Annotated in this window: 19 protein-coding genes and 1 pseudogene; 7 read left to right on the top strand and 13 right to left on the bottom strand. The window is 64.2% G+C overall.

Translation table 11 applies throughout. The annotated features are described in order from the left end of the window. Positions 1–15 precede the first annotated feature (15 nt). Complete coding sequence (gene bioB / locus AC5Y5C_RS08960; RefSeq protein ID WP_078288089.1) at positions 16–1,050, bottom strand: biotin synthase BioB; 1,035 nt, start codon at positions 1,048–1,050, stop codon at positions 16–18. Positions 1,051–1,129: 79 nt separating this feature from the next. Between bioB and AC5Y5C_RS08955 the strand changes: the two genes are divergently transcribed. Further along, the gene (locus AC5Y5C_RS08955) at positions 1,130–1,771 is read left to right on the top strand and encodes a TetR family transcriptional regulator (RefSeq protein WP_499971819.1); all 642 of its coding nucleotides are present in this window, start codon (positions 1,130–1,132) and stop codon (positions 1,769–1,771) included. Here AC5Y5C_RS08955 and bioD read toward each other — a convergent pair. The 3 genes from bioD to AC5Y5C_RS08940 all read right to left on the bottom strand — a co-directional run bounded on the left by bioD (position 1,764) and on the right by AC5Y5C_RS08940 (position 4,969). Then, positions 1,764–2,447 carry a dethiobiotin synthase gene (gene bioD, locus AC5Y5C_RS08950; RefSeq protein WP_499971066.1) on the bottom strand — a complete coding sequence of 228 codons (684 nt, stop codon included), beginning with the start codon at positions 2,445–2,447 and terminating at the stop codon, positions 1,764–1,766. The two genes, AC5Y5C_RS08955 and bioD, sit on opposite strands and share 8 nt — an antisense overlap. Further along, positions 2,444–3,589 carry an 8-amino-7-oxononanoate synthase gene (locus AC5Y5C_RS08945; RefSeq protein ID WP_499971817.1) on the bottom strand — a complete coding sequence of 382 codons (1,146 nt, stop codon included), beginning with the start codon at positions 3,587–3,589 and terminating at the stop codon, positions 2,444–2,446. Before AC5Y5C_RS08945 ends, bioD begins: the two co-directional genes overlap by 4 nt. A 63-nt stretch (positions 3,590–3,652) precedes the next feature. Next, a complete protein-coding gene (locus AC5Y5C_RS08940) occupies positions 3,653–4,969 on the bottom strand; it encodes an adenosylmethionine--8-amino-7-oxononanoate transaminase (protein ID WP_499971065.1) in 1,317 nt (438 codons plus the stop codon). 123 nt (positions 4,970–5,092) lie between these two features. Here AC5Y5C_RS08940 and AC5Y5C_RS08935 point away from each other — a divergent pair, with 123 nt between their 5' ends. Together AC5Y5C_RS08935 and glgX are read left to right on the top strand one after the other, a co-directional pair. Beyond that, a complete protein-coding gene (locus AC5Y5C_RS08935; protein WP_499971063.1) occupies positions 5,093–7,273 on the top strand; it encodes an acyltransferase family protein in 2,181 nt (726 codons plus the stop codon). A 40-nt stretch (positions 7,274–7,313) separates the two neighbouring features. Beyond that, the gene (gene glgX / locus AC5Y5C_RS08930; RefSeq protein ID WP_499971062.1) at positions 7,314–9,467 is read left to right on the top strand and encodes a glycogen debranching protein GlgX; all 2,154 of its coding nucleotides are present in this window, start codon (positions 7,314–7,316) and stop codon (positions 9,465–9,467) included. 6 nt (positions 9,468–9,473) lie between these two features. Here glgX and ilvA read toward each other — a convergent pair whose 3' ends face one another. Both ilvA and AC5Y5C_RS08920 read right to left on the bottom strand, forming a co-directional pair. Then, positions 9,474–10,733, bottom strand: a complete 1,260-nt coding sequence (gene ilvA, locus AC5Y5C_RS08925; RefSeq protein WP_499971060.1) for a threonine ammonia-lyase IlvA — start codon at positions 10,731–10,733, stop codon at positions 9,474–9,476. Then, the gene (locus AC5Y5C_RS08920; protein WP_499971059.1) at positions 10,730–11,167 is read right to left on the bottom strand and encodes a nitroreductase family deazaflavin-dependent oxidoreductase; all 438 of its coding nucleotides are present in this window, start codon (positions 11,165–11,167) and stop codon (positions 10,730–10,732) included. Before AC5Y5C_RS08920 ends, ilvA begins: the two co-directional genes overlap by 4 nt. A 158-nt stretch (positions 11,168–11,325) precedes the next feature. On the opposite strand from AC5Y5C_RS08920, the gene AC5Y5C_RS08915 reads away from it, so the two are divergent. From AC5Y5C_RS08915 to AC5Y5C_RS08905, 3 genes are read left to right on the top strand one after another with little or no spacing between them, the layout of a single operon-like run. After that, positions 11,326–11,523: a hypothetical protein gene (locus AC5Y5C_RS08915; protein WP_499971058.1), complete on the top strand. Its 198-nt coding sequence runs from the start codon at positions 11,326–11,328 to the stop codon at positions 11,521–11,523. A 33-nt stretch (positions 11,524–11,556) separates the two neighbouring features. Next, positions 11,557–12,315, top strand: coding sequence for a hypothetical protein (locus AC5Y5C_RS08910; protein ID WP_499971056.1), 759 nt, complete (start codon positions 11,557–11,559; stop codon positions 12,313–12,315). A 2-nt stretch (positions 12,316–12,317) separates the two neighbouring features. After that, entirely contained in the window at positions 12,318–13,136 is an 819-nt protein-coding gene (locus AC5Y5C_RS08905) for a DUF6498-containing protein (protein ID WP_499971055.1), read from the top strand. Between the two features lie 7 nt (positions 13,137–13,143). Here AC5Y5C_RS08905 and AC5Y5C_RS08900 read toward each other — a convergent pair whose 3' ends face one another. Then, positions 13,144–13,560 carry a DUF5313 domain-containing protein gene (locus AC5Y5C_RS08900; protein ID WP_499971053.1) on the bottom strand — a complete coding sequence of 139 codons (417 nt, stop codon included), beginning with the start codon at positions 13,558–13,560 and terminating at the stop codon, positions 13,144–13,146. A 171-nt stretch (positions 13,561–13,731) separates the two neighbouring features. Between AC5Y5C_RS08900 and AC5Y5C_RS08895 the strand changes: the two genes are divergently transcribed. Then, on the top strand, positions 13,732–14,091 hold the full coding sequence (locus AC5Y5C_RS08895; RefSeq protein WP_499971052.1) for an ArsR/SmtB family transcription factor: 360 nt from the start codon (positions 13,732–13,734) through the stop codon (positions 14,089–14,091). Positions 14,092–14,094: 3 nt separating this feature from the next. On the opposite strand, the gene dnaE is transcribed toward AC5Y5C_RS08895, so the two are convergent. The 6 genes and pseudogenes from dnaE to lspA form a co-directional block, all read right to left on the bottom strand. Continuing rightward, positions 14,095–17,652 (bottom strand): DNA polymerase III subunit alpha, encoded by a 3,558-nt coding sequence (dnaE, locus tag AC5Y5C_RS08890; RefSeq protein WP_499971050.1) that lies wholly within the window; start codon positions 17,650–17,652, stop codon positions 14,095–14,097. Between the two features lie 227 nt (positions 17,653–17,879). Continuing rightward, entirely contained in the window at positions 17,880–18,236 is a 357-nt protein-coding gene (locus tag AC5Y5C_RS08885) for an FAD-dependent monooxygenase (protein ID WP_499971049.1), read from the bottom strand. Continuing rightward, positions 18,212–18,535 carry an FAD-dependent monooxygenase gene (locus tag AC5Y5C_RS08880; RefSeq protein WP_499971048.1) on the bottom strand — a complete coding sequence of 108 codons (324 nt, stop codon included), beginning with the start codon at positions 18,533–18,535 and terminating at the stop codon, positions 18,212–18,214. Before AC5Y5C_RS08880 ends, AC5Y5C_RS08885 begins: the two co-directional genes overlap by 25 nt. 55 nt (positions 18,536–18,590) lie before the next feature. Beyond that, positions 18,591–19,505, bottom strand: a complete 915-nt coding sequence (gene rarD / locus AC5Y5C_RS08875) for an EamA family transporter RarD (protein ID WP_499971047.1) — start codon at positions 19,503–19,505, stop codon at positions 18,591–18,593. Beyond that, positions 19,502–20,419, bottom strand: a complete 918-nt coding sequence (locus tag AC5Y5C_RS08870; protein ID WP_499971045.1) for an RluA family pseudouridine synthase — start codon at positions 20,417–20,419, stop codon at positions 19,502–19,504. Before AC5Y5C_RS08870 ends, rarD begins: the two co-directional genes overlap by 4 nt. Before the next feature lie 173 nt (positions 20,420–20,592). Beyond that, a pseudogene (gene lspA, locus AC5Y5C_RS08865) lies at positions 20,593–21,165 on the bottom strand (signal peptidase II); the annotation flags it as partial. Positions 21,166–21,199 lie beyond the last annotated feature (34 nt).

Raw genomic sequence — 21,199 nt, 5'->3', positions numbered from 1 at the left:
CGTACAGGCTATTGGTCACAGGCTGCTGTTGAGTGCCTTGATCGGCATCTGCAGATCTACGAGCAGTTCCAGGTCCGCCTCGGCCGGACGGCCCAGTGTCGTCAGGTAGTTGCCGACGATGACGGCATTGATACCGCCCAGAATGCCCTGCTTGGCGCCCAGATCACCCAGGGTGATCTCACGCCCGCCGGCGAAGCGCAGCATGGTGCGCGGCAGCGCGAGGCGGAATGCCGCGACGGCACGCAGCGCGTCCGCGGCCGGGAGCACCTCGAGGTCGCCGAAAGGCGTTCCGGGGCGCGGGTTCAGGAAATTCAGCGGAACCTCATCGGGTTCCAATTCGGCCAGGTTGGCCGCGAATTCGGCGCGCTGTTCCAGCGTCTCGCCCATGCCGAGGATGCCGCCGCAGCAGACCTCCATGCCCGCCTCGCGAACCATCCTCAGAGTGTCCCAGCGCTCTTCCCAGCTGTGCGTGGTCACCACATTCGGGAAGTGCGACTTGGCGGTTTCCAGATTGTGGTTGTAGCGGTGCACGCCCATGGCCGAGAGGCGGTCGACCTGCTCCTGCGTAAGCATGCCCAGTGAGCAGGCAATCTGAATGTCGACCTCGTTGCGGATGGCCTCGATACCGGCCGCAACCTGGGCAAGAAGCCGCTCGTCGGGTCCGCGAACGGCCGCCACGATGCAGAACTCGGTGGCGCCGGACTTCGCGGTCTGCTTGGCGGCCTCGACCAGGCTCGGGATATCGAGCCAGGCGCTGCGCACCGGGGAAGCGAACAGACCGGACTGCGAGCAGAAATGGCAGTCTTCGGGGCAGCCGCCCGTCTTGAGGCTGATGATGCCCTCGACCTCAACCTCGGGTCCGCACCACTGCATCCGGACCTCGTGCGCGAGGGCGAGCAGCTCCTCCAGGCGGTCATCGGGAAGCTGAAGTACCCGCAGCACCTGGTCCTGAGTCAGACCCACGCCCTGCTCAAGCACCTGCTCACGGGCAATGGCCAGTACGTCGCGATCCGTGTCGCCCGCGGTGGTTGCTTCGGCTGCCTGAGTCACGCAGCGCTCCTCACAGTGTCTTGTCTCTGACGGTCTTGTCTCTGACGGTCCCAATCCTGAACGGTGTTCAGGTTAGAGTATTGCCATCACCGAGCCAAACAAGGGGCGCTCCGCCCCGCTCAACAGACACGACCTGGTGCGCCGGGCCACCGCGATTCTCGACGACTATGGGATCGCGGATCTGACAATGCGCCGGCTCGCCCGCGAGCTCGATATCGCACCGAGCGCCCTGTACTGGCATTTCGCCAACAAGCAGCAGCTCCTCGGTGCGGTCGCCGATCACGTGCTGGCACCGCTGGCGGAAACGGATCGCCAGGACGCCGGGTGGCAACAGCGCATCGAGTTTCTGTGCACCGCGCTGCGTAATGCGCTGCTGTCGCACAAGGACGGCGCCGAGCTGGTGTCGGCGAGCTTCGCCTCCGGACAGACATCTCACATGGTCACGGTGCTCGATCATCTTGCCGCTGCCGCCGTCACCGCGGGACTGGAACCGGTCTCCGCTGGGCTCGCCGCTCGCAGCATCACGTACTACGTACTGGGTTACGTTGCCGACGAACAGTCGCGGCTGCAGTGGGACTCCGCCGGTGCGCTGGAAGACGGCCAGTCATTCCTCGCCGGCGGCGCGGGGCTGATGGATCCCACCGCTCAGTTCGGTTTCGGAGTCCGCCTGCTTGTGGACGGCATCGGCCAGTTAGCCCGCCAGTCCAGCCCGATCAGTTAGCGGCCACCAGCTCAGCCACCCACCCAGGGTCGAAGAGCGCCACGCTCATCTCGGCGAACACCGCGGGCATCAGCCGGGCCGCCCGCTCCGGAATCACCGCGCGCACCGGCGTCTTGAACTGATTCGCCAGGTCCTCACGGTTGAGTCGTTGCGGCAGGTCCGGCTCTGCCGGGAAACTTCCCACCACCAAGCCTGCGCAAGGAACCGACTGCGCCGCAAGTGCTTCCAGCGTCAGGGCGGTGTGATTCAGGGTGCCCAGGTCGGCCGTCGTCACCACCAGAACCGGCGCGTCGAGAACAATCGCCAGATCACGCAGAGTCTTACCCCCTGCGGCGAGCTCCACCAGGAGGCCGCCTGCGCCCTCGACCAGTGTTAACGCCCCGGGCCGATCGAGGGCGAATATCGTCGTGGCCATCTGAACATGGTCGAGCAAGGGCAGACCGGCCCGCGCCGCCGCCGACACCGGCGCCAGCGGCTCGGGATAGCGGGCCAAGGTCTCCACACGCGTCACCCCCGCCAGGCGCGCAACCTCGTCGGCGTCACGGTCCTCACCGGTTTGCACCGGTTTGCACACCGTCACCTCGATGCCTTGGCTCACGGCCGCGGCAGCCAGCGCCGCCGTTGCCACCGTCTTCCCCACCCCGGTCGATGTTCCCGTGATCAGGAGGACCGTCACCGGCGTGCCAGCGCCAGCACTCCGGCGAGCACCTCGCGCACGCGATCCATATCGGCCTCGGTGAGCGAGGCCCGGGCCGTCAGGCGCAGCAGTGACTGCCCCTCGGGAACCGACGGCGGGCGGAAACAGCCCACCCGTACGCCTTGCTCCAGGCATGCTTTGGCGGCGTTGAACGCGATCGTCGGGTCGCCGAGTACCACCGGCACCACCGCGGACTCGGGCCTGTCCGCCAGACCACACCACTGCCCTAGCGCGGCCGCGTGGTCGAGTACCGCGCGAACTCGTTCCGGTTCGACGGTCATCAGACGTAGCGCCGCCAACGCCGATCCGACCGCTGCCGGAGCGAGCCCGGTGTCGAAGATGAACGGCCGAGCGGCGTCGATGAGGTGCGCCCGGACCGCCTCGGGCCCCAGCACGGCTCCCCCCTGGCTGCCCAAGGCCTTGGACAGAGTGACCGTGACGACGAGATCGTCGAGACCGGCCAGACCGACCTCGGAGACCAGACCGCGGCCACCGTTTCCGCGTACGCCGAGCCCATGAGCCTCGTCGACCAACAACACCGCGCCGTGACGACGGCAGACCCGGTGCAGCTCGGTCAATGGCGCGAGCGCACCGTCGGCACTGAAGACCGCATCGGTGAGAACGAGTGCGCGTTCCTCGGGACGTTGCGCCAGGGCCGCCGCCACCGCGTGGGTATCGCGATACGGGGTCACGACCACGCGTGCCCGCGACAGCCGGCACGCGTCGATCAGCGAGGCATGGGTGCGCGCATCGGAGACGATGAGGGTTCCGGGACCGGAAAGTGCTACAACCGCTCCGAGATTGGCGGTGTAGCCCGAGGAGAACACCAGCGCCGACGGCGCTCCCATGAAAATCGCGAGCTCGCGCTCCAGTTCTTCATGAAGCTCGGTGTTGCCGGTGACCAGGCGGGAACCGGTGGATCCAGCACCCCAGACCCGCAGCGCCTCGACGCCTGCTTCGATGACCTGCGGGTGGCAGGCGAGGCCCAGATAGTCGTTCGACGCCAGATCGATCTCGGGCTCGGCGGCGCTGCGGGTGCGGAGCCGGCGGCGCAGTCCGTCGGCTTCGCGTTGACGCTCGACCTCACCCAACCAGGCAAGCGGTGATGATGCCTCGACCATCGATGAGCCGCTTGCGCGAAGATCATCAGACACCGGCGCCTCCTCTCCTGAACGGTGTTCAGGTTAACGCACCGCCGAAGCGGCTCCTACCGCCGTCGCCGCCCTGACCATCGCCTGAGTGATTCGGTGGATCTCATCCTGATCGCAGATGTACGGCGGCATGGTGTAAATCAAGTTTCGGAACGGCCGCAGCCACACTCCCTCGTCCAATGCCGAGTCGGTGGCGACGCGCATGCCCTGCTCGCCCAAAGGGTGCTCCATGTCGATGACGCCGATGGCGCCACACACGCGCACGTCGGCAACCCCGTCGAGATCGACGGCGGGCGCCAGGCCCTCCCGCAATCCCTTGGAGATCTCCGCGACCCGCGACTTCCAGTCCCCGGATCGCAGTAATTCGATCGAGGCGACCGCCACCGCACATGCCAACGGGTTGGCCATGAAGGTCGGACCGTGCATGAGTGCGCCCGCGGCGCCGTCACTGATAGTGCGCGCAATCTTGGCGGTGCACAGTGTGGCCGCCAAGGTGAGATAACCACCGGTCATCGCCTTGCCGACGCACATGATGTCGGGGCTGACATCGGCATGATTCGCAGCGAACAGCTCACCGGTGCGCCCGAAGCCCGTCGCGATCTCGTCGAAGATCAGCAGCACACCGTGCCTGTCACACATGGCGCGCAGCTCCGCCAGATAGCGCGGATCGTGAAATCGCATGCCTCCGGCGCCCTGAACCACCGGTTCCACGATGACTGCCGCAAGTTCGGCGGCATGCTCCGACAACTCCGCCTCAAAACGCTGGGTGTACTCGTCGTCGTACTCGCCGGGCACCCGCTCGGCGAAGATCTGTTTGGCCAGCACGTCATTCCATAGCGAGTGCATGCCGCCCTCTGGGTCGCACACACTCATCGGAGTGAAGGTGTCGCCGTGATAGCCCCCCCGCCAGGTCATCAGGCGATGCTTGGCAGGTAACCCCAGGCTGCGCCAGTACTGCAGGGCCATCTTGATCGCGACTTCCACCGACACGGATCCCGAGTCGGAGAAGAACACCGTTTCCAGTCCGGGCGGGGTCAGCTCCACCAGCAGCTGCGCCAGCCGCGCCGCCGGCTCGTGGGTAAGTCCGCCGAACATCACGTGGCTCATCGACGCCACCTGCTCGATCACCGCGCGGTCCAGCTCGGGGTGGCCGTGGCCGTGAATGCATGACCACCATGAGCTCATCCCGTCGAGCACCTCGACGGGATGGCCGTCGCGCACCACAGTGATATTCGGGCCTCTCGCACCGGTCACCACCAGCGGCCGCTGGGTTATGTCGGGACCACTGATCTTGCTGTACGGATGCCACACATGCGCAGCATCGACGGCTCCGACCTCATCGGGTGTCATCCTCGGCACAGTCGTCGAGCCTGTCACAGACCTTCAGCAGGTGGCCATTCGCCTCGCGCGCACACGCCGTCGGCGCGCAACTGCCAAGACTCTCGGCAACCATGGGTACATTGGGGGCCGAAAATGTTCTTCGTCTCAGCAACCAAGCCCATGACCGATCCCGAGGTGCCCCCCGCCCCGGCGGTCGACGCCACCCCAAAACCCAAGAGCAACAAGGAATTTTACCGCTACGACCTCGACGGCTTGCGTGGAATCGCGATTTTTCTGGTCGCGGTGTTTCACGTGTGGTTCGGCCGGGTGTCGGGCGGAGTTGACGTCTTCTTAACCCTTTCGGGCTTTTTCTACGGCAGCAAGCTACTTCGCACAGCGACCACACAGGGAGCGTCCCTCAATCCGGTACCCGTGTTGAAGCGACTGGTCCGGCGCTTGCTCCCCGCGCTGGTTCTGGTGCTGGCGGCCTGCGCCGTACTCACTGTTCTGGTGCAACCGGAGACGCGGTGGGAGACCTTCGCCGAGCAGAGCCTGGCCAGCTTGGGCTACTACCAGAACTGGGAGCTCGCCAATACCGCCGCCGACTATCTGGCGGCCAGCGAGTCGGTGAGCCCGCTGCAGCACCTCTGGTCGATGTCGGTGCAAGGGCAGTTCTATGTCGGCTTCCTGGCGTTGGTGTATCTGTTGGCGGTTCTGCTGCGCAAATCCCTCGGCCGGTACATGCGCCCCGTCCTGATCGCCGCCATCGCGAGCCTGACTGCCGCATCCTTCGGGTACGCGATCTACGCCCATATCGACTTCCAATCGATCGCCTACTACAACACGTTCGCGCGCGCCTGGGAGCTGCTACTCGGCGTGCTGGTGGGCGCGCTGGTGGCGGGGACACGCTGGCCGATGTGGCTCCGGCAGGTCCTCAGCATTACCGCCGTGGCAGCGATCCTGTCCTGTGGCGCGCTCATCAACGGTGTGCGCGAATTCCCGGGCCCGCTGGCACTGGTGCCGGTCGCCGCCACACTCGTCCTCATCTTGTCGGCGGCCAACCTGCCCACGGGCACCGCACAACCGGTCGCCCACCGATTCCTCGCCACCAGGCCGCTGGTCGAGCTGGGGTCGCTGGCCTACTCGCTGTATCTGTGGCACTGGCCGCTGCTGGTCTACTGGCTGGTCTACAGCGGTCAGCCCAAGGTCTCGTTGTGGGAAGGTGCCGCCATCCTCGGCATCTCGCTGGCGCTGGCCTACCTCACCAACAAGTACGTCGAGACCCCCCTGCGTTATCCACGGCTCATCCCGAAGTCATCTTCGCTGTGGACCAGATTGCGGCGCCCCACCCTGGCCCTGGGGACCGCCATCGTGTTGATGGCAGTCGCACTGACCGCCACCTCGTTCACCTGGCTCGAACACGTCACCGTGCAACGGTCCAACGGCAAGGAGCTCTCCGGCCTGCGTTCACGCGACTACCCGGGCGCGGGGGCCTTGCTGTATGGCGAGCGCGTGCCCGAACTGCCGATGCGGCCGACCACCCTGGAGGCAGCCGACGATCTGCCGATCACCACAGAGCAGGACTGCATCAGCGATTTCCGGAATCGCGCGGTAATCACCTGTACCTACGGCAATCCGCACGCCACGCGCACCATCGCGCTGGCCGGTGGGTCACACGCCGAGCATTGGATCACCGCGCTCGACATCCTGGGACGCCAACACAACTTCAAAATCACCACCTATCTCAAGATGGGTTGCCCGCTCAGTACCGAAGAGGTTCCACGTATCGCCGGGTCGAACGACCCCTACCCCGATTGCAAGAAGTGGGTCGACGAGGTGATGTCGCGGTTGGTCAAGGAACACCCCGACTACGTGTTCACCACCACCACCCGCCCCCGTTCGGCCCTAGGTACCGGAGATGTCATGCCCGATAGCTATCTGGGCATCTGGTCGGCATTCGACCAGGCCGGGATCTCTGTTCTCGGGATGCGTGACACTCCCTGGCTGATCGACAAGGACGGCACCACCTACACCGCGGCCGACTGCATCTCCGCAGGCGGAAACTCCGATTCGTGTGCCATGGATCGCAACCGCGCGCTCGACGACGTGAATCCCACGCTCGCCATCGCGAACCAGTTCCCGTTGCTGAAGATCCTCGACATGACCAAGGCGGTGTGCCGTCCCGACAAATGTCGCGTGGTGGAAGGAAACGTGTTGGTGTATCACGATTCTCATCACATCTCGGCGACCTATATGCGCACCATGGCCAAGGAGCTGGGACGGCAGATCGCGCTCGCCACCGGGTGGTGGCGGCCAGTGCAGCCCGGCCGATGAGGCGCGCGATCCCGACCTGGGACCGATAGGGTCTATCAGCATGACCCTGCCACCACTTCAGGTATGGCCGGGCAATCCCTATCCACTGGGTGCCACCTACGACGGAGCCGGTACCAACTTCTCATTGTTCTCCGAGGTAGCCACGGCCGTGGAGCTGTGCCTCATCGCCAAGGACGGCGCCGAGACCCGGGTGTCCCTCGACGAGGTCGACGGGTACGTGTGGCACTGCTATCTGCCGACCATCTCCCCCGGCCAGCGGTACGGGTTTCGGGTGCACGGGCCTTGGGATCCCGAGAACGGGCACCGATGCGACCCGGACAAGCTTCTGCTCGACCCCTACGGCAAGGCATTCCACGGCGAATTCGACTATGGCCCCGCTGCCGGCCCCGCTGCCGGCCCGCCGCTGCTGTCCTACCAGATCGACCCACTCAACACAGAGACACGCGTCGCGCGAGACTCGCTGAGCCACACCATGACCTCCGTTGTCATCAACCCCTATTTCGACTGGGGTTCGGATCGCCGCCCACGGACCCCGTACCACGAGACGGTCATCTACGAAGCTCATGTCAAGGGCATGACACAGACTCATCCCGGGGTTCCCGAGGAGCTCAGGGGTACCTACGCCGGTCTGGCTCATCCGGTCGTGATCGAGCACCTGCGTTCGCTGGGTGTCACCGCCATTGAACTGATGCCGGTGCACCAGTTCTTCCACGACAGCCGATTGATAGCCCTCGGATTGCGAAACTACTGGGGGTACAACACTTTCGGATATCTAGCCCCACACGCAGAGTATGCCGCGTCACCGCATGCCGGTGGCGCCGTCGCCGAGTTCAAGGCGATGGTGCGCGCTCTGCATGAGGCGGGTATCGAGGTCATCCTCGACGTCGTCTACAACCACACGGCCGAGGGTGACCACATCGGCCCGACCCTAAGTTTCCGCGGCATCGACAACCGCGCCTACTACAAACTCAACGACGACAATCTCGCCCGGTACACCGACTACACCGGCACGGGGAACAGTCTCAACGCCCGCAACCCCCACACGTTGCAACTCATCATGGACTCGCTGCGCTACTGGGTCACCGAGATGCATGTCGACGGGTTTCGCTTCGATTTGGCCTCAACCCTGGCCCGTGAGCTACACGACGTGGACCGGCTCTCGGCCTTCTTCGACCTGGTCCAACAGGACCCCGTCGTCAGCCAGGTCAAACTGATCGCCGAGCCGTGGGATATCGGCGAGGGCGGATACCAGGTCGGCAACTTCCCCGGGCTGTGGACCGAATGGAACGGCAAGTTCCGTGACACCGTGCGCGATTACTGGCGTGGACAGCCCGCCACTCTTGGGGAATTCGCCTCCCGGCTTACCGGTTCCTCCGACCTGTACGAGGCCACCGGGCGCCGACCCAGCGCGAGTATCAACTTCGTCACCGCGCACGACGGCTTCACACTGCGAGATCTGGTCTCGTACAACGAAAAACACAACGAGGCCAACGGCGAGAACAATAAGGACGGAGAAACCTACAACCGCTCGTGGAACTGCGGCGTGGAGGGGCCGACCGATGACGTGGCGGTTCTGGCGCTGCGCGCACGCCAGATGCGCAACATCTTCGCGACGCTGGTGCTGAGTCAGGGCACGCCGATGCTCTCGCATGGCGATGAGATCGGCCGGACCCAGCAGGGCAACAACAACGTGTACTGCCAGGATTCGACGTTGTCCTGGATGGACTGGGGATTGGCGGCGACAAACTCCGATTTGCTGCAATTCGCCAGAACCGTGATTGCGCTACGCAAGCAGCATCCGGTGTTCCGGCGCCGCCGGTTCTTCGCCGGACGTCCGATCCGGGAAGGTGAGGAAGTACGCGATATCGCCTGGCTGACACCCGCCGGCGAGGAAATGACCACCGCCGACTGGGACAGTGGTTTCGGCAAGAGCCTGGCCGTCTTCCTCAACGGCGATGCGATTCCCGAACCCAACGCGCGCGGCGAACGCGTCTCCGGAGACTCGTTCCTGTTGTGTTTCAACGCCTATGACGAGCCGCTGGATTTCGTGACGCCCGACGGCGACTATGCGGCGCAGTGGACCGCCGTACTCGACACTGGCGAACCGGACGGCCAGTGCTCGGCGGTGGTCGACGCAGGGAAGGCCGTGCGCGTGCAGGACCGCGCCCTTGTGGTGCTCCGCAAGACCGGATAGCCGGCGCTACGTCAGATAGCGAAACGCCGCCGAATCCGGTTCCAGTCGTTCGATATCCAGGTCGGACGCTTCCATCCGATCCAATAGGCCGGACAGGTCCTCAGCATTACTGAGCTCAATGCCCACCAGAGCGGCACCCATCTCGCGGTTGTTCCGCTTGACGTACTCGAACAGCGTGATGTCGTCGTTGGGGCCGAGTATTTCCCCGAGAAAGCGGCGCAGCGCGCCCGGCTCTTGCGGGAAGTCTACGAGGAAGTAATGCTTGAGCCCCAGGTGCACCAGCGAGCGCTCGAGGATCTCGCCGTATCGCGAAACATCGTTGTTGCCACCGGAAATCAGACAGACAACCGTTTCGCCCGGCGCCAGGTCCAGCTCTGACAACGCCGCAACCGACAGTGCCCCGGCGGGCTCGGCGATGATGCCCTCGTTCTGATAGAGCTCGAGCATCGCCGTGCAGGCCGCACCTTCGTCGACGGTCATCAAGGTGAGCGTTTCGCCCGCCGCGGCCAGCAGTCGGTACGGCACTGCCCCGGCGACCTTTACGGCACAGCCGTCCACAAAGGGGTCGACATGGTCGAGCGGGACCGGTCCACCCGCGCGCATGGCGGCCGCCATGCATGCCGCGCCTGCCGGCTCAACGCCTACAACCCGTACCTGTGGAGCCCTTTCCCGTAAGTACGTGACAATCCCGGAGATACACCCGCCTCCGCCCACCGGGACCACCACAACGTCCGGCTGGATGTCGAGCTGGTCGAGGATCTCGGCGGCAATGGTGCCCTGCCCAGCGATAGTCCGCGGATCGTCGAACGCCGGCACCAGGGTGGCGCCGGTACGTTCGGCGTCGGCCTTGGCCGCCGCGGCCGCTTCGTCGTAACCGTGCCCCACCGCAATGAGCTCCACGAAGCCGTTGCCGTGGTAAATGATTCGTTGCCGCTTCTGCTTCGGAGTCTTGCTCGGGATGTACACACGGCCATGCACGCTCATCGAATTGCACGCCAGCGCGAACCCTTGCGCGTGGTTACCCGCGCTGGAACACACCACGCCGGCGGCCTTCTCCTCGTCGCCGAGTTGCATCAGGAGGTTGAAGGCGCCGCGCAGTTTGTACGACCGCACCGACTGCAGATCCTCACGTTTGAGGTACACGTTGGCACCGGTGAGCGCGGAAAGCCGATCCGCATGCTGAACGGGAGTCGGGTGCACCACCTCGTCGATGCGTTTGGCCGCCGCATCGATATCGCTGGCAGTGACGGCCTGGGCGGTGCTCAAGAGACGGGTGTCAGCACGAAAACCGGGATCTGACGGTCGGTCTTAGTCTGGTATTCCGCATACGGCGGGTACGCCTCCACGGCACGGTCCCACCATGGCGCCTTCTCGTCGCCGAAGACCTCGCGGGCTTGGTAGTCCTTGGTGGTGCTGCCGTCCTGCAGCTCGACGAGTGGGTTCTCTTTCACGTTGTAGTACCACACGGGGTTTTTGGGCGCGCCGCCGAGTGAGGCGACGATGGCGTACTCGCCGTCGTGTTCCACCCGCATCAGGGCGATCTTGCGCAGCTTGCCGGACTTGGCGCCGAGTGTGGTCAACAGAATCACCGGCATGCCCTCAATGGTGGTGCCGTCGGTGGTCCCACTCTCGATAATCTTGGTCACCTGCTTCTGTGACCAATCGAGTCCGCTGGGTTCGTATTCACCGGTTAATGGCATGCCGACAACTGTATCGCTCCACGTATCGGGGAATCACGCCGATAACGCGGAACATCGGGGAGTCCCGTCTGCGCCGGACCCATCCATGACTTTGTTCTACGACCCGCGACCAGAGTGTTCGGTTGACCGAACTTCCCCGTTAGGCATATCCTCTATTCATGACGACCTTCGAGCGCGCGGCACATGGGGTGCGGCCGGTAGACGTCGCCTGGCCTGCATACAAGCTGCTCGCGCTGGGAGCCGGTGCGGCAGTGTTCGTCATCACGCTCGTGCTGATCGCGTCGATGTCGACCGCGGTGCTCTCCGCTGCCGCCGTGGCCAGCATGGCCTGGCTGGCGGGCTCGCTCATTCACTGAGCAGAGCCTTGCGCCGGGGTGTAATACATCCCCATGTCTTCGCCAAGCGAATCGGCTGCCGAATATCCGGGCGAGAACCGCATGGAGCGGCTTGCCCACGAGGTGACCGATGACGTGCTGGCCGCCGAAAAGCATCTGCCCTCCTGGCTGCGGCCGGGCGCCCCCGAGAGCCGCATACCGGTTCTCATCGCTCTCATCGTGGCGATCGGCCTGCAGCTGGCCATCCCCGCGCAGTTCAATCTGACGCCGCGCTGGCCGTTACCCGCCCTTGAGACCGCGCTGCTGCTCGTTCTCGTGATCCTCAACCCGATAAAATTCACGCGTTCAACGACCCTTGGGCGTTGGGCGACCTATCTGCTGATCGCTGCCATTACGGCCGATAACACCATCTCGGCAGCACTGCTGGACTACAAGATCGTGACGGGGCAGATGGGCGACAACCCGCGTGTGCTCCTCGGCAGTGGCCTGGCGATCTTCATCACCAATGTCATCGTATTCGGCATGTGGTACTGGGAGTTTGATCGTGGCGGACCCTTCGCCCGCCGCACGGCCGAACGGCCGCACCCGGACTTCATGTTTCCGCAGATGGCCAATCCCGAACTCGCGCCACCAGATTGGTGCCCCAAGTTCCCCGATTATCTGTACGTGAGTTTCACCAACGTCGTCGCGTTCTCCCCTACCGACACCATGCCGCTCTCGAGATGGGCCAAGATGCTGATGACGTTGCAATCCATCGTGGCGCTATCCACAGTGGCACTCGTGCTCGCCCGCGCCGTGAACATTCTGGGCTAGCCGTGATCTCACAGGACTCCGTCCCGGCATCGGACGCCCTCGGGACCCTTAATCGGGTCCTTCACCTGGCCACGATGGTCGCGGTGAACGCGATTCCCCTCACCGGCTGGTTCGTGGGCGGATGGTCGGCCGGCACGACGCTCGCGGTCTACTGGTTCGAGACCGTCGCAGCTTCCCTGTTCGTCGCGCTCCGGACTCTTCTTCACAAACGGTGGAGCCCGCGCCGCGGACACTTCCGATACGAGGCACCCGGACCGGACCGGAGTTACTCACGAACATCCTTCGTCAGGGGATTCCTGTTCACCACCCTCGTCTTCTCGGCGGCACATGGCTTCTTTCTCGCGGTCATCGTTTTCCTGCTCACCCACAATGGCAAGGCTGCACTGATCGGTATCGACTGGCACAGTGTGGGTTTCGGATGCCTCCAGGTACTCGTCGCGCTGGCCGTCGACTTCCTGGTGGATCTTCCCTCCCTCCGCCGATGGTCCTTCTGGCAGCTGGAGGTGATGGCGAGTCGCGGGTTCATGCGGGTTGCCGTCGTGCATCTCACCCTGATCTTCGGGATGTTCGCGGTCGCGGTCACGGATGCCCCCTCAGCACTGTTCGGGGTGTTCGTCATCCTGAAGACCATGTATTCGCTCAGCGTCACCTTCCCGCAATGGGAGCCCGCTGCCCCGCCGCGCTGGCTCAGCAGTGCGATGAACCGGATCCCGAGCGCACGTCCGGGACTGACGTTCGAGCAGCAATGGGTCAAGGACCGCAAGGCCGAGGCGGCACGGCGAAAGAAGAACGAAGATCCATGGACAGCGGCGCGACGCTGACCGATTGTCAGATGGGGTCGCTGCTGGAATAGGTGTCGTTCGACTCGGGACGCGCACCGTAGCGCTGCGCGTATGTCTCGTGCTTGCGCGCATGCTTTTCGCGGTTCCCGATGTCGGCGAGTTTCGGATCCAGATCGTGCTGGGCCAGCCGGTACCGCCGCCAAATCTTATTGAGAGCGTGCGTCATCAGGATCGCCCAGACGTAGATGGGCAGGGTGATCGCCACGTGCAAGAGCGTCCCACCTGGTAAGAGCCAGAATGGAGCCAGAATGAAATGGGGCGGGATCACGTAGCGGACCATGTGTCGCCGAATGGCCCCAGGGCCGGACAGATCGTTGGTCACCCAATCCCGCATCGAGTCGGGCAAGCGCTTTCCGTAGGCGTAGGTGATGTACTGCCCGATGGTGGGCCGATCGGTCGTCATACAAACTCCTGGGCGTTTAAGGCGGCTCTCACCGGAGTGGCGGCGGCCAGCCCTGCTGAATACGGATAAGGCCGCGGCGAGCGCCGTCGAAAACTATAGACGCGCCCCTGTCCTGCAGTGTTGTCGGGTTGCTAATCTTTGCAAGTTGTTGTGTGGTGAGGTGGACTTGATATGGATGCACGTCAACCGCTGTATCGGATGAAGGCGGATTTCTTCAAAACGTTGGGCCATCCCGTGCGGATACGCGTGCTGGAACTGCTCAGCGAACGCGATCGGGCCGTGTCGGAGATGCTGCCCGAAGTGGGAATCGAGGCAGCGAATCTGTCGCAGCAGCTGTCCGTGCTCCGGCGTGCCGGACTGGTGACGTCCCGTCGCGAAGGGTTGTCGGTGCTGTACACTCTGGCATCACCGCGCGTGGCTGAGCTGTTGGCCACTGCTCGCAAGATCTTGACCGGCGTGGTCGCCGATCAAGCCGAATGGCTCGATCCTCTCTCTGCGGAGCACGCCGAGGTCGCGCAGAGCCGCCGCTGAGAACTAGCCGCCCAGGCAGCCCGGCCCGAGTAGCGCCTTGAGATCTCCCATCAGGGCCGATGACGGCGTCACCCGAAGCGACTGATCGAGCTCCAGCGTGGTGACGCGCTCCCCACTGATCAAACGCAGATGAACCTGGTTGGTGCCGGGATGCCGCGCCAGTACCTGCTTGAGCGCGGTGACCTTGTCGATGGTGCACTGCCGCGTCGGCAGCGTCACGGCCACCGGACGGTCGTCGGATGCCTGCGAGAAGTCGGGCACCACAAGGTCATTGGCGATCAGGGAGATTCGGTCATCACGTATCGCCACCTTCGCGTTCACCAGGACCACCGCGTCGTCCGCGATCTCTGCGCCGTATACGGAATAGGCCTGCGGGAAGAAGAGCACCTCTATGCCACCCGTGAGGTCTTCGAGTTGCGCTGATGCCCAAGGCATCCCGTTCTTGTTGACGCGGCGATTCACCGAGGCCAGGATGCCACCCACTCGCACCTGGGTGTCGTTGGCGATATCGCCTTCAAGGATCGTGGGGATCTGGGTGTCCGTCTGACGGCCCAGCAGGTGCGCCACCCCGTTGAGCGGATGCCCGGATACGTACAGGCCCAGCATCTCTCGCTCGAGCGCGAGTTTGTGCTTCTCTTCCCACTCCTCGTCGGGCACCTTGATGGCGAAGACATTGGCGGCATCGGCGTCGTCATCCCCCGCGCCGCCGAAGAGGTCGAACTGCCCCATCGCTTCGGCCTTCTTGGTGCCCAACACCGAATCGACGGCGTCGGACTGAACCAGGAAAAGTCCCTTGCGAGAATGCCCCAGGGAGTCAAACGCTCCCGCCTTTACCAGCGACTCTGTGACCTTCTTATTACAGGCCGCGATATCGATTTTGTGTAGATAGTCCGAGAAGTCGGTGAAGGCGCCCTTAGACTCCCGGGTCGCGATGAGAGACTGCACCACGTTGGCGCCGACATTACGAACACCGCCGAGCCCGTACCGGATGTCCTCCCCCACCGACGCGAAGTTGTGGACGGATTCGTTGACGTCCGGCGGCAGCACCGTGATACCCAGACGCCGACAATCGGCGAGGTAGATGGCGGCCTTGTCCTTGTCGTCGCCCACGGAGGTGAGCAGGCCTGCCATGTATTCAGCCGGGTAATTGGCCTTGAGGTAGGCGGTCCAGAACGACACCAAACCGTACCCGGCGGCGTGCGACTTGTTGAACGCGTACCCGGCGAACGGAAGAATGGTGTCCCACAACGCCTTTACGGCCTTTTCGGAGAAGCCGTTGTTGGTCATGCCCTCGTAGAAGCCCTTGTACTCGGCTTCCAGCACTTCAAGCTTCTTCTTGCCCATGGCCTTACGGAGCGCGTCGGCCTTACCCATCGAGTACGAGGCGACCTTCTGGGCGATGAACATGATCTGCTCTTGGTAGACGATCAGGCCGTAGGTCTCCGAGAGGATGTCCTTGAGCGGCTCCTCCAGCTCGGGGTGAATCGGCTTGATCGGCTGGCGACCATTCTTGCGGTCGGCATAGTCGTTGTGCGCGTTCATGCCCATCGGGCCGGGGCGGTATAGCGCCAGCACGGCGACAATGTCGTTGAATCCGGTGGGCTGCATGCGGCGCAGCAGATCCCGCATGGGCCCGCCGTCGAGCTGGAACACGCCGAGTGTGTCACCACGGGAAAGCAGTTCGTAGGTGGCCGGATCTTCCAGCGGCAAATGATCCAGGTCGAGGTCGATACCCCGGTTCGCCTTGATGTTGTCCAACGCATCGCCGATGACAGTGAGGTTGCGCAACCCCAGGAAGTCCATCTTCAGCAGGCCGATGGCCTCACACGACGGGTAGTCCCAGCCGGTGATGATGGCGCCGTCCTGCGCGCGCCGCCACAGCGGAATGGCCTCGGTGAGCGGCTCCGAGCTCATGATGACGGCACACGCGTGCACACCGGCGTTGCGGATCAAGCCCTCCAGACCACGCGCGGTCTGGTAGATGGTCCGCACATCCGGATCGGTGTCGATCAGGGTGCGAACCTCGGCGGCCTCCTTGTACCGCTCATGCTCCGGGTCGGTGATACCCGACACCGAGATGTCCTTGGCCATGATCGGCGGCGGCAGCGCCTTGGTGATGCGGTCGGCAATGGCGAACCCGGGCTGGCCGTAGTGGATTCGGGCCGAATCCTTCAGTGCCGCCTTGGTTTTAATGGTACCGAAGGTGATGACCTGCGCCACCCGGTCGCTGCCCCACTTCTCGGTGGCGTACCGGACCATCTCGCCGCGGCGACGATCGTCGAAGTCGATATCGATATCGGGTGCGGACGGGCGCTCCGGATTGAGGAAACGTTCGAAGAGCAGGCCGTGCGGAATCGGGTCGATATTGGTGATACCGAGTGCGTAGGCGACCAGCGATCCGGCCGCCGAGCCACGGCCGGGGCCAACCCGGATGCCGACTTCCTTGGCATGGGTGACAAGGTCGCCGACCACGAGAAAGTACGCGGGGAAACCCTTTTGCTTGATGACGTCCAGCTCGAAGTGGGCCCGGGTGTAGTACTCGTCGGGCACTCCGCCAGCGATACCGTCGAACCGGCGCTCCAGCCCACGATCGACTTCCTTACGTAGCCAGGAGTCCTGGTCCTCCCCTTCCGGCACCGGGAAGACGGGCATCCTGTCCTTGAAGCTCCAGACCTCTTCGTAAGACTGGACCCGCTCGGCGATGAGCAGCGTGTTGTCGCACGCACCGGGCACCGAGTCGTCCCACAGGTCCCGCATCTCCGAGGCAGGCTTCAGGTAGTACCCGTCACCATCGAATTTGAACCGGGTGGGATCCGACATGGTCTTGCCGGTCTGCACGCACAGCAACGCCTCGTGGTTATGCGCGTGATCCTTGGTGACGTAGTGGCAGTCGTTCGTGGCCAAGGGTGGGATGCCGAGCTTCTTGCCCACCTCCAGCAGCCCCTCGCGCACCCGGCGTTCGATGGACAGTCCATGGTCCATCAGCTCCAGAAAGAAGTTGTCCTTCCCGAAGATCTCCTGCCATTTGCCGGCGGCCTCGAGCGCCTCGGCCTCCTGACCGAGACGAAGCCGGGTCTGTACCTCGCCCGATGGACATCCGGTGGTGGCGATGATGCCGCTGGCGTGTTCGGCGATGAGCTCGGCGTCCATGCGGGCCCATTTACCGAGCTGGCCCTCGAACGAGGCCAGCGAGGACAGCTTGAAGAGGTTGCGCAGGCCCGTCGCATTCTCGGCGACCATCGTCATGTGGGTGTACGAACCCGAACCGGACACGTCATCGGACTTCTGTCCCGGATCGCCCCAGAAGACGCGCTTGGTGTCGAACCGCGACGCGGGCGCTATGTACGCCTCGATGCCGATAATCGGCTTGACCCCGGTAGCGGTGGCGACGTTATAGAACTCGCTGGCGCCGTACATGTTCCCGTGGTCGGTCATCCCGGCCGCCGACATGCCCAGGCGCTCCACCTCCGCGAGCATCGGCTTGATCTTCGCGGCACCGTCGAGCATCGAGTACTCGGTGTGGTTGTGCAGGTGCACGAACGAAGAATTCGAGGAGCTCACACGTGCCTTTCGTGCCGACCCACGATTGGGGCGTCAATCGCTAGAGGGGTCAGTTTATTGCGAGGGTCCGACAGTCCCGGGCGTGTCGGGGGTGTGTCGCCTGGCTCATCCAGCTACCCCAATCACAGCCGTCACAAAAACCCCGCCGGCAACGCTCAGAACCCGCTCCCACACCATAGCTGGGACAGCACCGGCCCCGTCACCGCATCCGGGGCCCTCCCGTCATCTCACATCGAGGGACTCGTCGGCGGCACCGGAATCGGTGGCGGCGCCCACCGCAGCACCCGATCCATCTGTCGGAGGGACATACCCCGCGTGATCCGCATCGCCACATCACGCAGCGGAGTCAACAACGGATCCGACACGAGTCCCAGGGCGCCGAGCCGGCGGGAGTCGCGTGCGATCCGCTGCGTTCGGCGCCGGCGCAACCTGTCGTAGGCCCGCATATCCGGGCACACCCGGGCGACGGTGACGGCATCCTCCAGCGCCTGACAAGCTCCCTGCCCGATGTTCGGCGTCATCGCGTGCGCCGCGTCGCCGAGCAGTGCGACCTTGCCCTTCACGAAGGTCCTGAGATGTGGCAAGTCATAACTGTCTTGCTGCAGAACGCCTTCGGGCCCCACCGAATCGAGCAGGAGGGCCCCGGAGCCGCGGTTCGGGTCAGAAATGCTCCGCTGCAGTGATGCACCCCGTGCGCGCGCACTTCTGAGCCGAGGCCCAGCTCATCGAGCGCACGCATGGCGTTGGGCCACACACTGATACCGCAGCCGACCTCGGTGAACTGTTCGCGCTGCACGAAAAGCGTTACCTCGTGTCCCGCCTGGGTCAAGCTGATCGTCGCGGTCAATCCACCGAGCCCGCCACCGATGACCGCAATGCGCACCAGGCGACGGTAGCCCGCCACGCCGCAATGACGCCCCGACGATGTTCGGTGTGTGTCAGGTCGTGGCGAGTTGCACCCGGCGCGCTCTGCGCACGGTGTCGACCGTGAAGATCGCCAGCGCCGCCCAAATCAGGGCGAAGCCCGCCCAGCGTTCCGGAGGCATCGCCTCATGCTTGACCAACACACCCCACAGCATCTGCAGCGTTGGCGTCAAGTACTGCAGGAGCCCGAGAGTCACCAGTGGAATACGTTGTGCCGCAATGCCGAACAACAGCAGCGGCAGGGCCGTCACCACGCCGCTAAGCACCATCAGTGCAGTATGGCCGTGTGTGTAGCCGAGGAAATGCTGCTGACCGGTAACACCGAGGAACGCCAGGTATGCGATGGCGAAGGGCGCCGCGACAATTCCCTCGGCGGTCAGACTCACCCGCGGATCGACCGTCACCGTCTTCTTGATGGCTCCGTAACCGGCGAACGAGACGGCCAGTATCAGCGTGATGACGGGCAGCTGCCCATAGTTGACCGTGAGCATCGCTACCGCGGTGAACGCCAACATCAGGGCCAGCAGCTGCCATCTACTGAGCGGCTCCCGGAAGATCACGACACCCAATAGCACCGTCACCAACGGATTGATGAAGTATCCGAGTGCGGCGTCGAGCACGTGCCCGGAGTTGACGGCATAGATGTACACACCCCAGTTGAGGGCGATGAGAACCGAGGCGCCGACAAGTAGACCCCAGCTGTGCGGTCCCATGGTGACGAGATCACGTACCCGTCGGGAGATTACGACAACCGTCGTCATCAGCAACAGTGTCCAGATCATCCGGTGCGCCAGGATCTCTGCCGCGCTCGCCGGTTCCAACAGGGGGAAGAATGCCGGAAACAATCCCCACATCAAGTAGGCGGCCGCGCCGAACAGGTACCCGGACTTCAGGCGATTCTGTTCAGGAGTCGTGAGGACCCCACTCATCGCAAGACGTCGAGTGCGTGCGCCAGATCCTCCGGGTACTCGCTGGTGATTTCCATCCAGCGACCATCTCCCGGGTGGGCGAAGGCCAGCGATTTGGCATGCAGCCATTGACGTTCCAGCCCAAGCTTGTTGGCCAGCGTCGGGTCCGCGCCATAGGTCAGGTCGCCACAGCACGGGTGTTTGATGGCCGAGAAATGGACGCGGATTTGGTGGGTACGACCGGTTTCCAGGTGTACGTCCAGCAGACTGGCCGCCACGAACGCCTCAAGGGTGTCGTAGTGGGTGATGGAATGGCGTCCGTCTTCGACGACGGCGAATTTCCAGTCATGTCCCCGATGCCGCCCGATCGGGGCATCGATGGTTCCGCTGGACGGGTCCGGATGTCCTTGCACGAGAGCGTGATAACGCTTCTCGACGCGCCGGTACTTGAAGGCGCGTTTGAGCTCGGTGTAGGCCTTCTCCGACAGCGCCACGACCATGACCCCGGAAGTTCCGACGTCCAGGCGGTGCACGATTCCCTTGCGTTCCGGCACACCTGATGTGGTCATCCGGAATCCGGCGGCGGCGAGCCCGCCAAGCACGGTGGGACCGGTCCAGCCGACGGAAGCATGGGCCGCGACACCCGCCGGTTTGTCGACGGCGACCAAGTCGTCATCGGCGTACAGGATCTTCATGCCCTCGATCGCCTCGACCCGATTTTCCGGCGGGGCCTTGGGCTCAGGGAGCGTGACTTCCAGCCAGGTACCCGCGGTGAGTTTCTCGGATTTGGTGACCACCACGCCATCCAGAAGCACGGCGCCCTCTTCGGCGAGAGTTGCCGCAGCCGTGCGGGACAGACCGAGCAGACGTGCCAGCCCGGCATCCACACGCATACCGGACAGTCCGTCGGGTACCGGCAGGGAACGCGACGTCATGACGGCTTGATCTGGGAAGCCTGCACGTCGGCGCTCTGCGGGTCCGCTTTGCCGCCCTCGTGACCGTCCACTCTTTCGCTCGCCGACGATTCCGGCGATTCCCGATCGCCCCGATCCTCGGTCGGCGGCTTGCCCACCCCGCGCGATGCTCCTCGCGTCGAGCGCTCGTCGGTGCTCGATGCTCCTCGCGTCGAGCGCTCGTCGGTGCTCGATGCTCCTCGCGTCGAGCGCTCGTCGCTGTCGTAGTCGTATCCGAGCAGCGAGAGCGCCACCAGCAGGATCGCTCCACCCACTACCGCAGGGTCGGCGACGTTGAAGACAGGCCACCACCCCACCGACAGGAAGTCGACTACATGGCCACGCAGCGGTCCGGGCGCCCGGAAAAACCTGTCGATGAGATTGCCCAGCGCGCCGCCAAGAATCATGCCCAAACCGAGCGCCCACCACGTCGAGACCAACCGGCGACCGATGAGCAGGATTCCCACTACGACCGACATGGCGATGAGGGTCAGCACCCAGGTGTAACCGGTGGCAAAGGAGAACGCAGCACCGGAGTTGCGCACCAGCGTCCAGGTGACGGTGTCGCCAATGATCGGTACCGGCTTGCCCGGCTGCAGCAGCCTGACGGCCAGGACCTTGGTGACGACATCCACCGCAAGTACTACCGCCGCCACCGTGAGCAGCAGTTTTATCCGCCGCTTGGGCTTCGGGGTGGTATCGGGCTCGTCACTCACGTCACCCATCATCCCCTACTCTGCGAGGCGCTCTGCGCAGCCTGTC

The sequence above is a fragment of the Mycobacterium sp. NGS15 genome (assembly GCF_059813245.1).
The sequence above is the reverse complement of the archived record's forward strand: the minus strand, read 5'-3'. Positions and strand labels throughout refer to the sequence as shown.

What these genes read in the sequence shown, in the direction of transcription:
- AC5Y5C_RS08945 (WP_499971817.1), bottom strand. Translation starts at nt 3,589, where the DNA reads ATGGTCGAGGCATCATCACCGCTTGCCTGGTTGGGTGAGGTCGAGCGT.
- AC5Y5C_RS08940 (WP_499971065.1), bottom strand. Translation starts at nt 4,969, where the DNA reads ATGACACCCGATGAGGTCGGAGCCGTCGATGCTGCGCATGTGTGGCAT.
- AC5Y5C_RS08900 (WP_499971053.1), bottom strand. Translation starts at nt 13,560, where the DNA reads ATGACGACCGATCGGCCCACCATCGGGCAGTACATCACCTACGCCTAC.
- AC5Y5C_RS08895 (WP_499971052.1), top strand. Translation starts at nt 13,732, where the DNA reads ATGGATGCACGTCAACCGCTGTATCGGATGAAGGCGGATTTCTTCAAA.
- AC5Y5C_RS08920 (WP_499971059.1), bottom strand. Translation starts at nt 11,167, where the DNA reads ATGCCATTAACCGGTGAATACGAACCCAGCGGACTCGATTGGTCACAG.
- AC5Y5C_RS08935 (WP_499971063.1), top strand. Translation starts at nt 5,093, where the DNA reads ATGTTCTTCGTCTCAGCAACCAAGCCCATGACCGATCCCGAGGTGCCC.
- AC5Y5C_RS08910 (WP_499971056.1), top strand. Translation starts at nt 11,557, where the DNA reads ATGTCTTCGCCAAGCGAATCGGCTGCCGAATATCCGGGCGAGAACCGC.
- AC5Y5C_RS08870 (WP_499971045.1), bottom strand. Translation starts at nt 20,419, where the DNA reads ATGACGTCGCGTTCCCTGCCGGTACCCGACGGACTGTCCGGTATGCGT.
- rarD (WP_499971047.1), bottom strand. Translation starts at nt 19,505, where the DNA reads ATGAGTGGGGTCCTCACGACTCCTGAACAGAATCGCCTGAAGTCCGGG.
- glgX (WP_499971062.1), top strand. Translation starts at nt 7,314, where the DNA reads ATGACCCTGCCACCACTTCAGGTATGGCCGGGCAATCCCTATCCACTG.
- AC5Y5C_RS08915 (WP_499971058.1), top strand. Translation starts at nt 11,326, where the DNA reads ATGACGACCTTCGAGCGCGCGGCACATGGGGTGCGGCCGGTAGACGTC.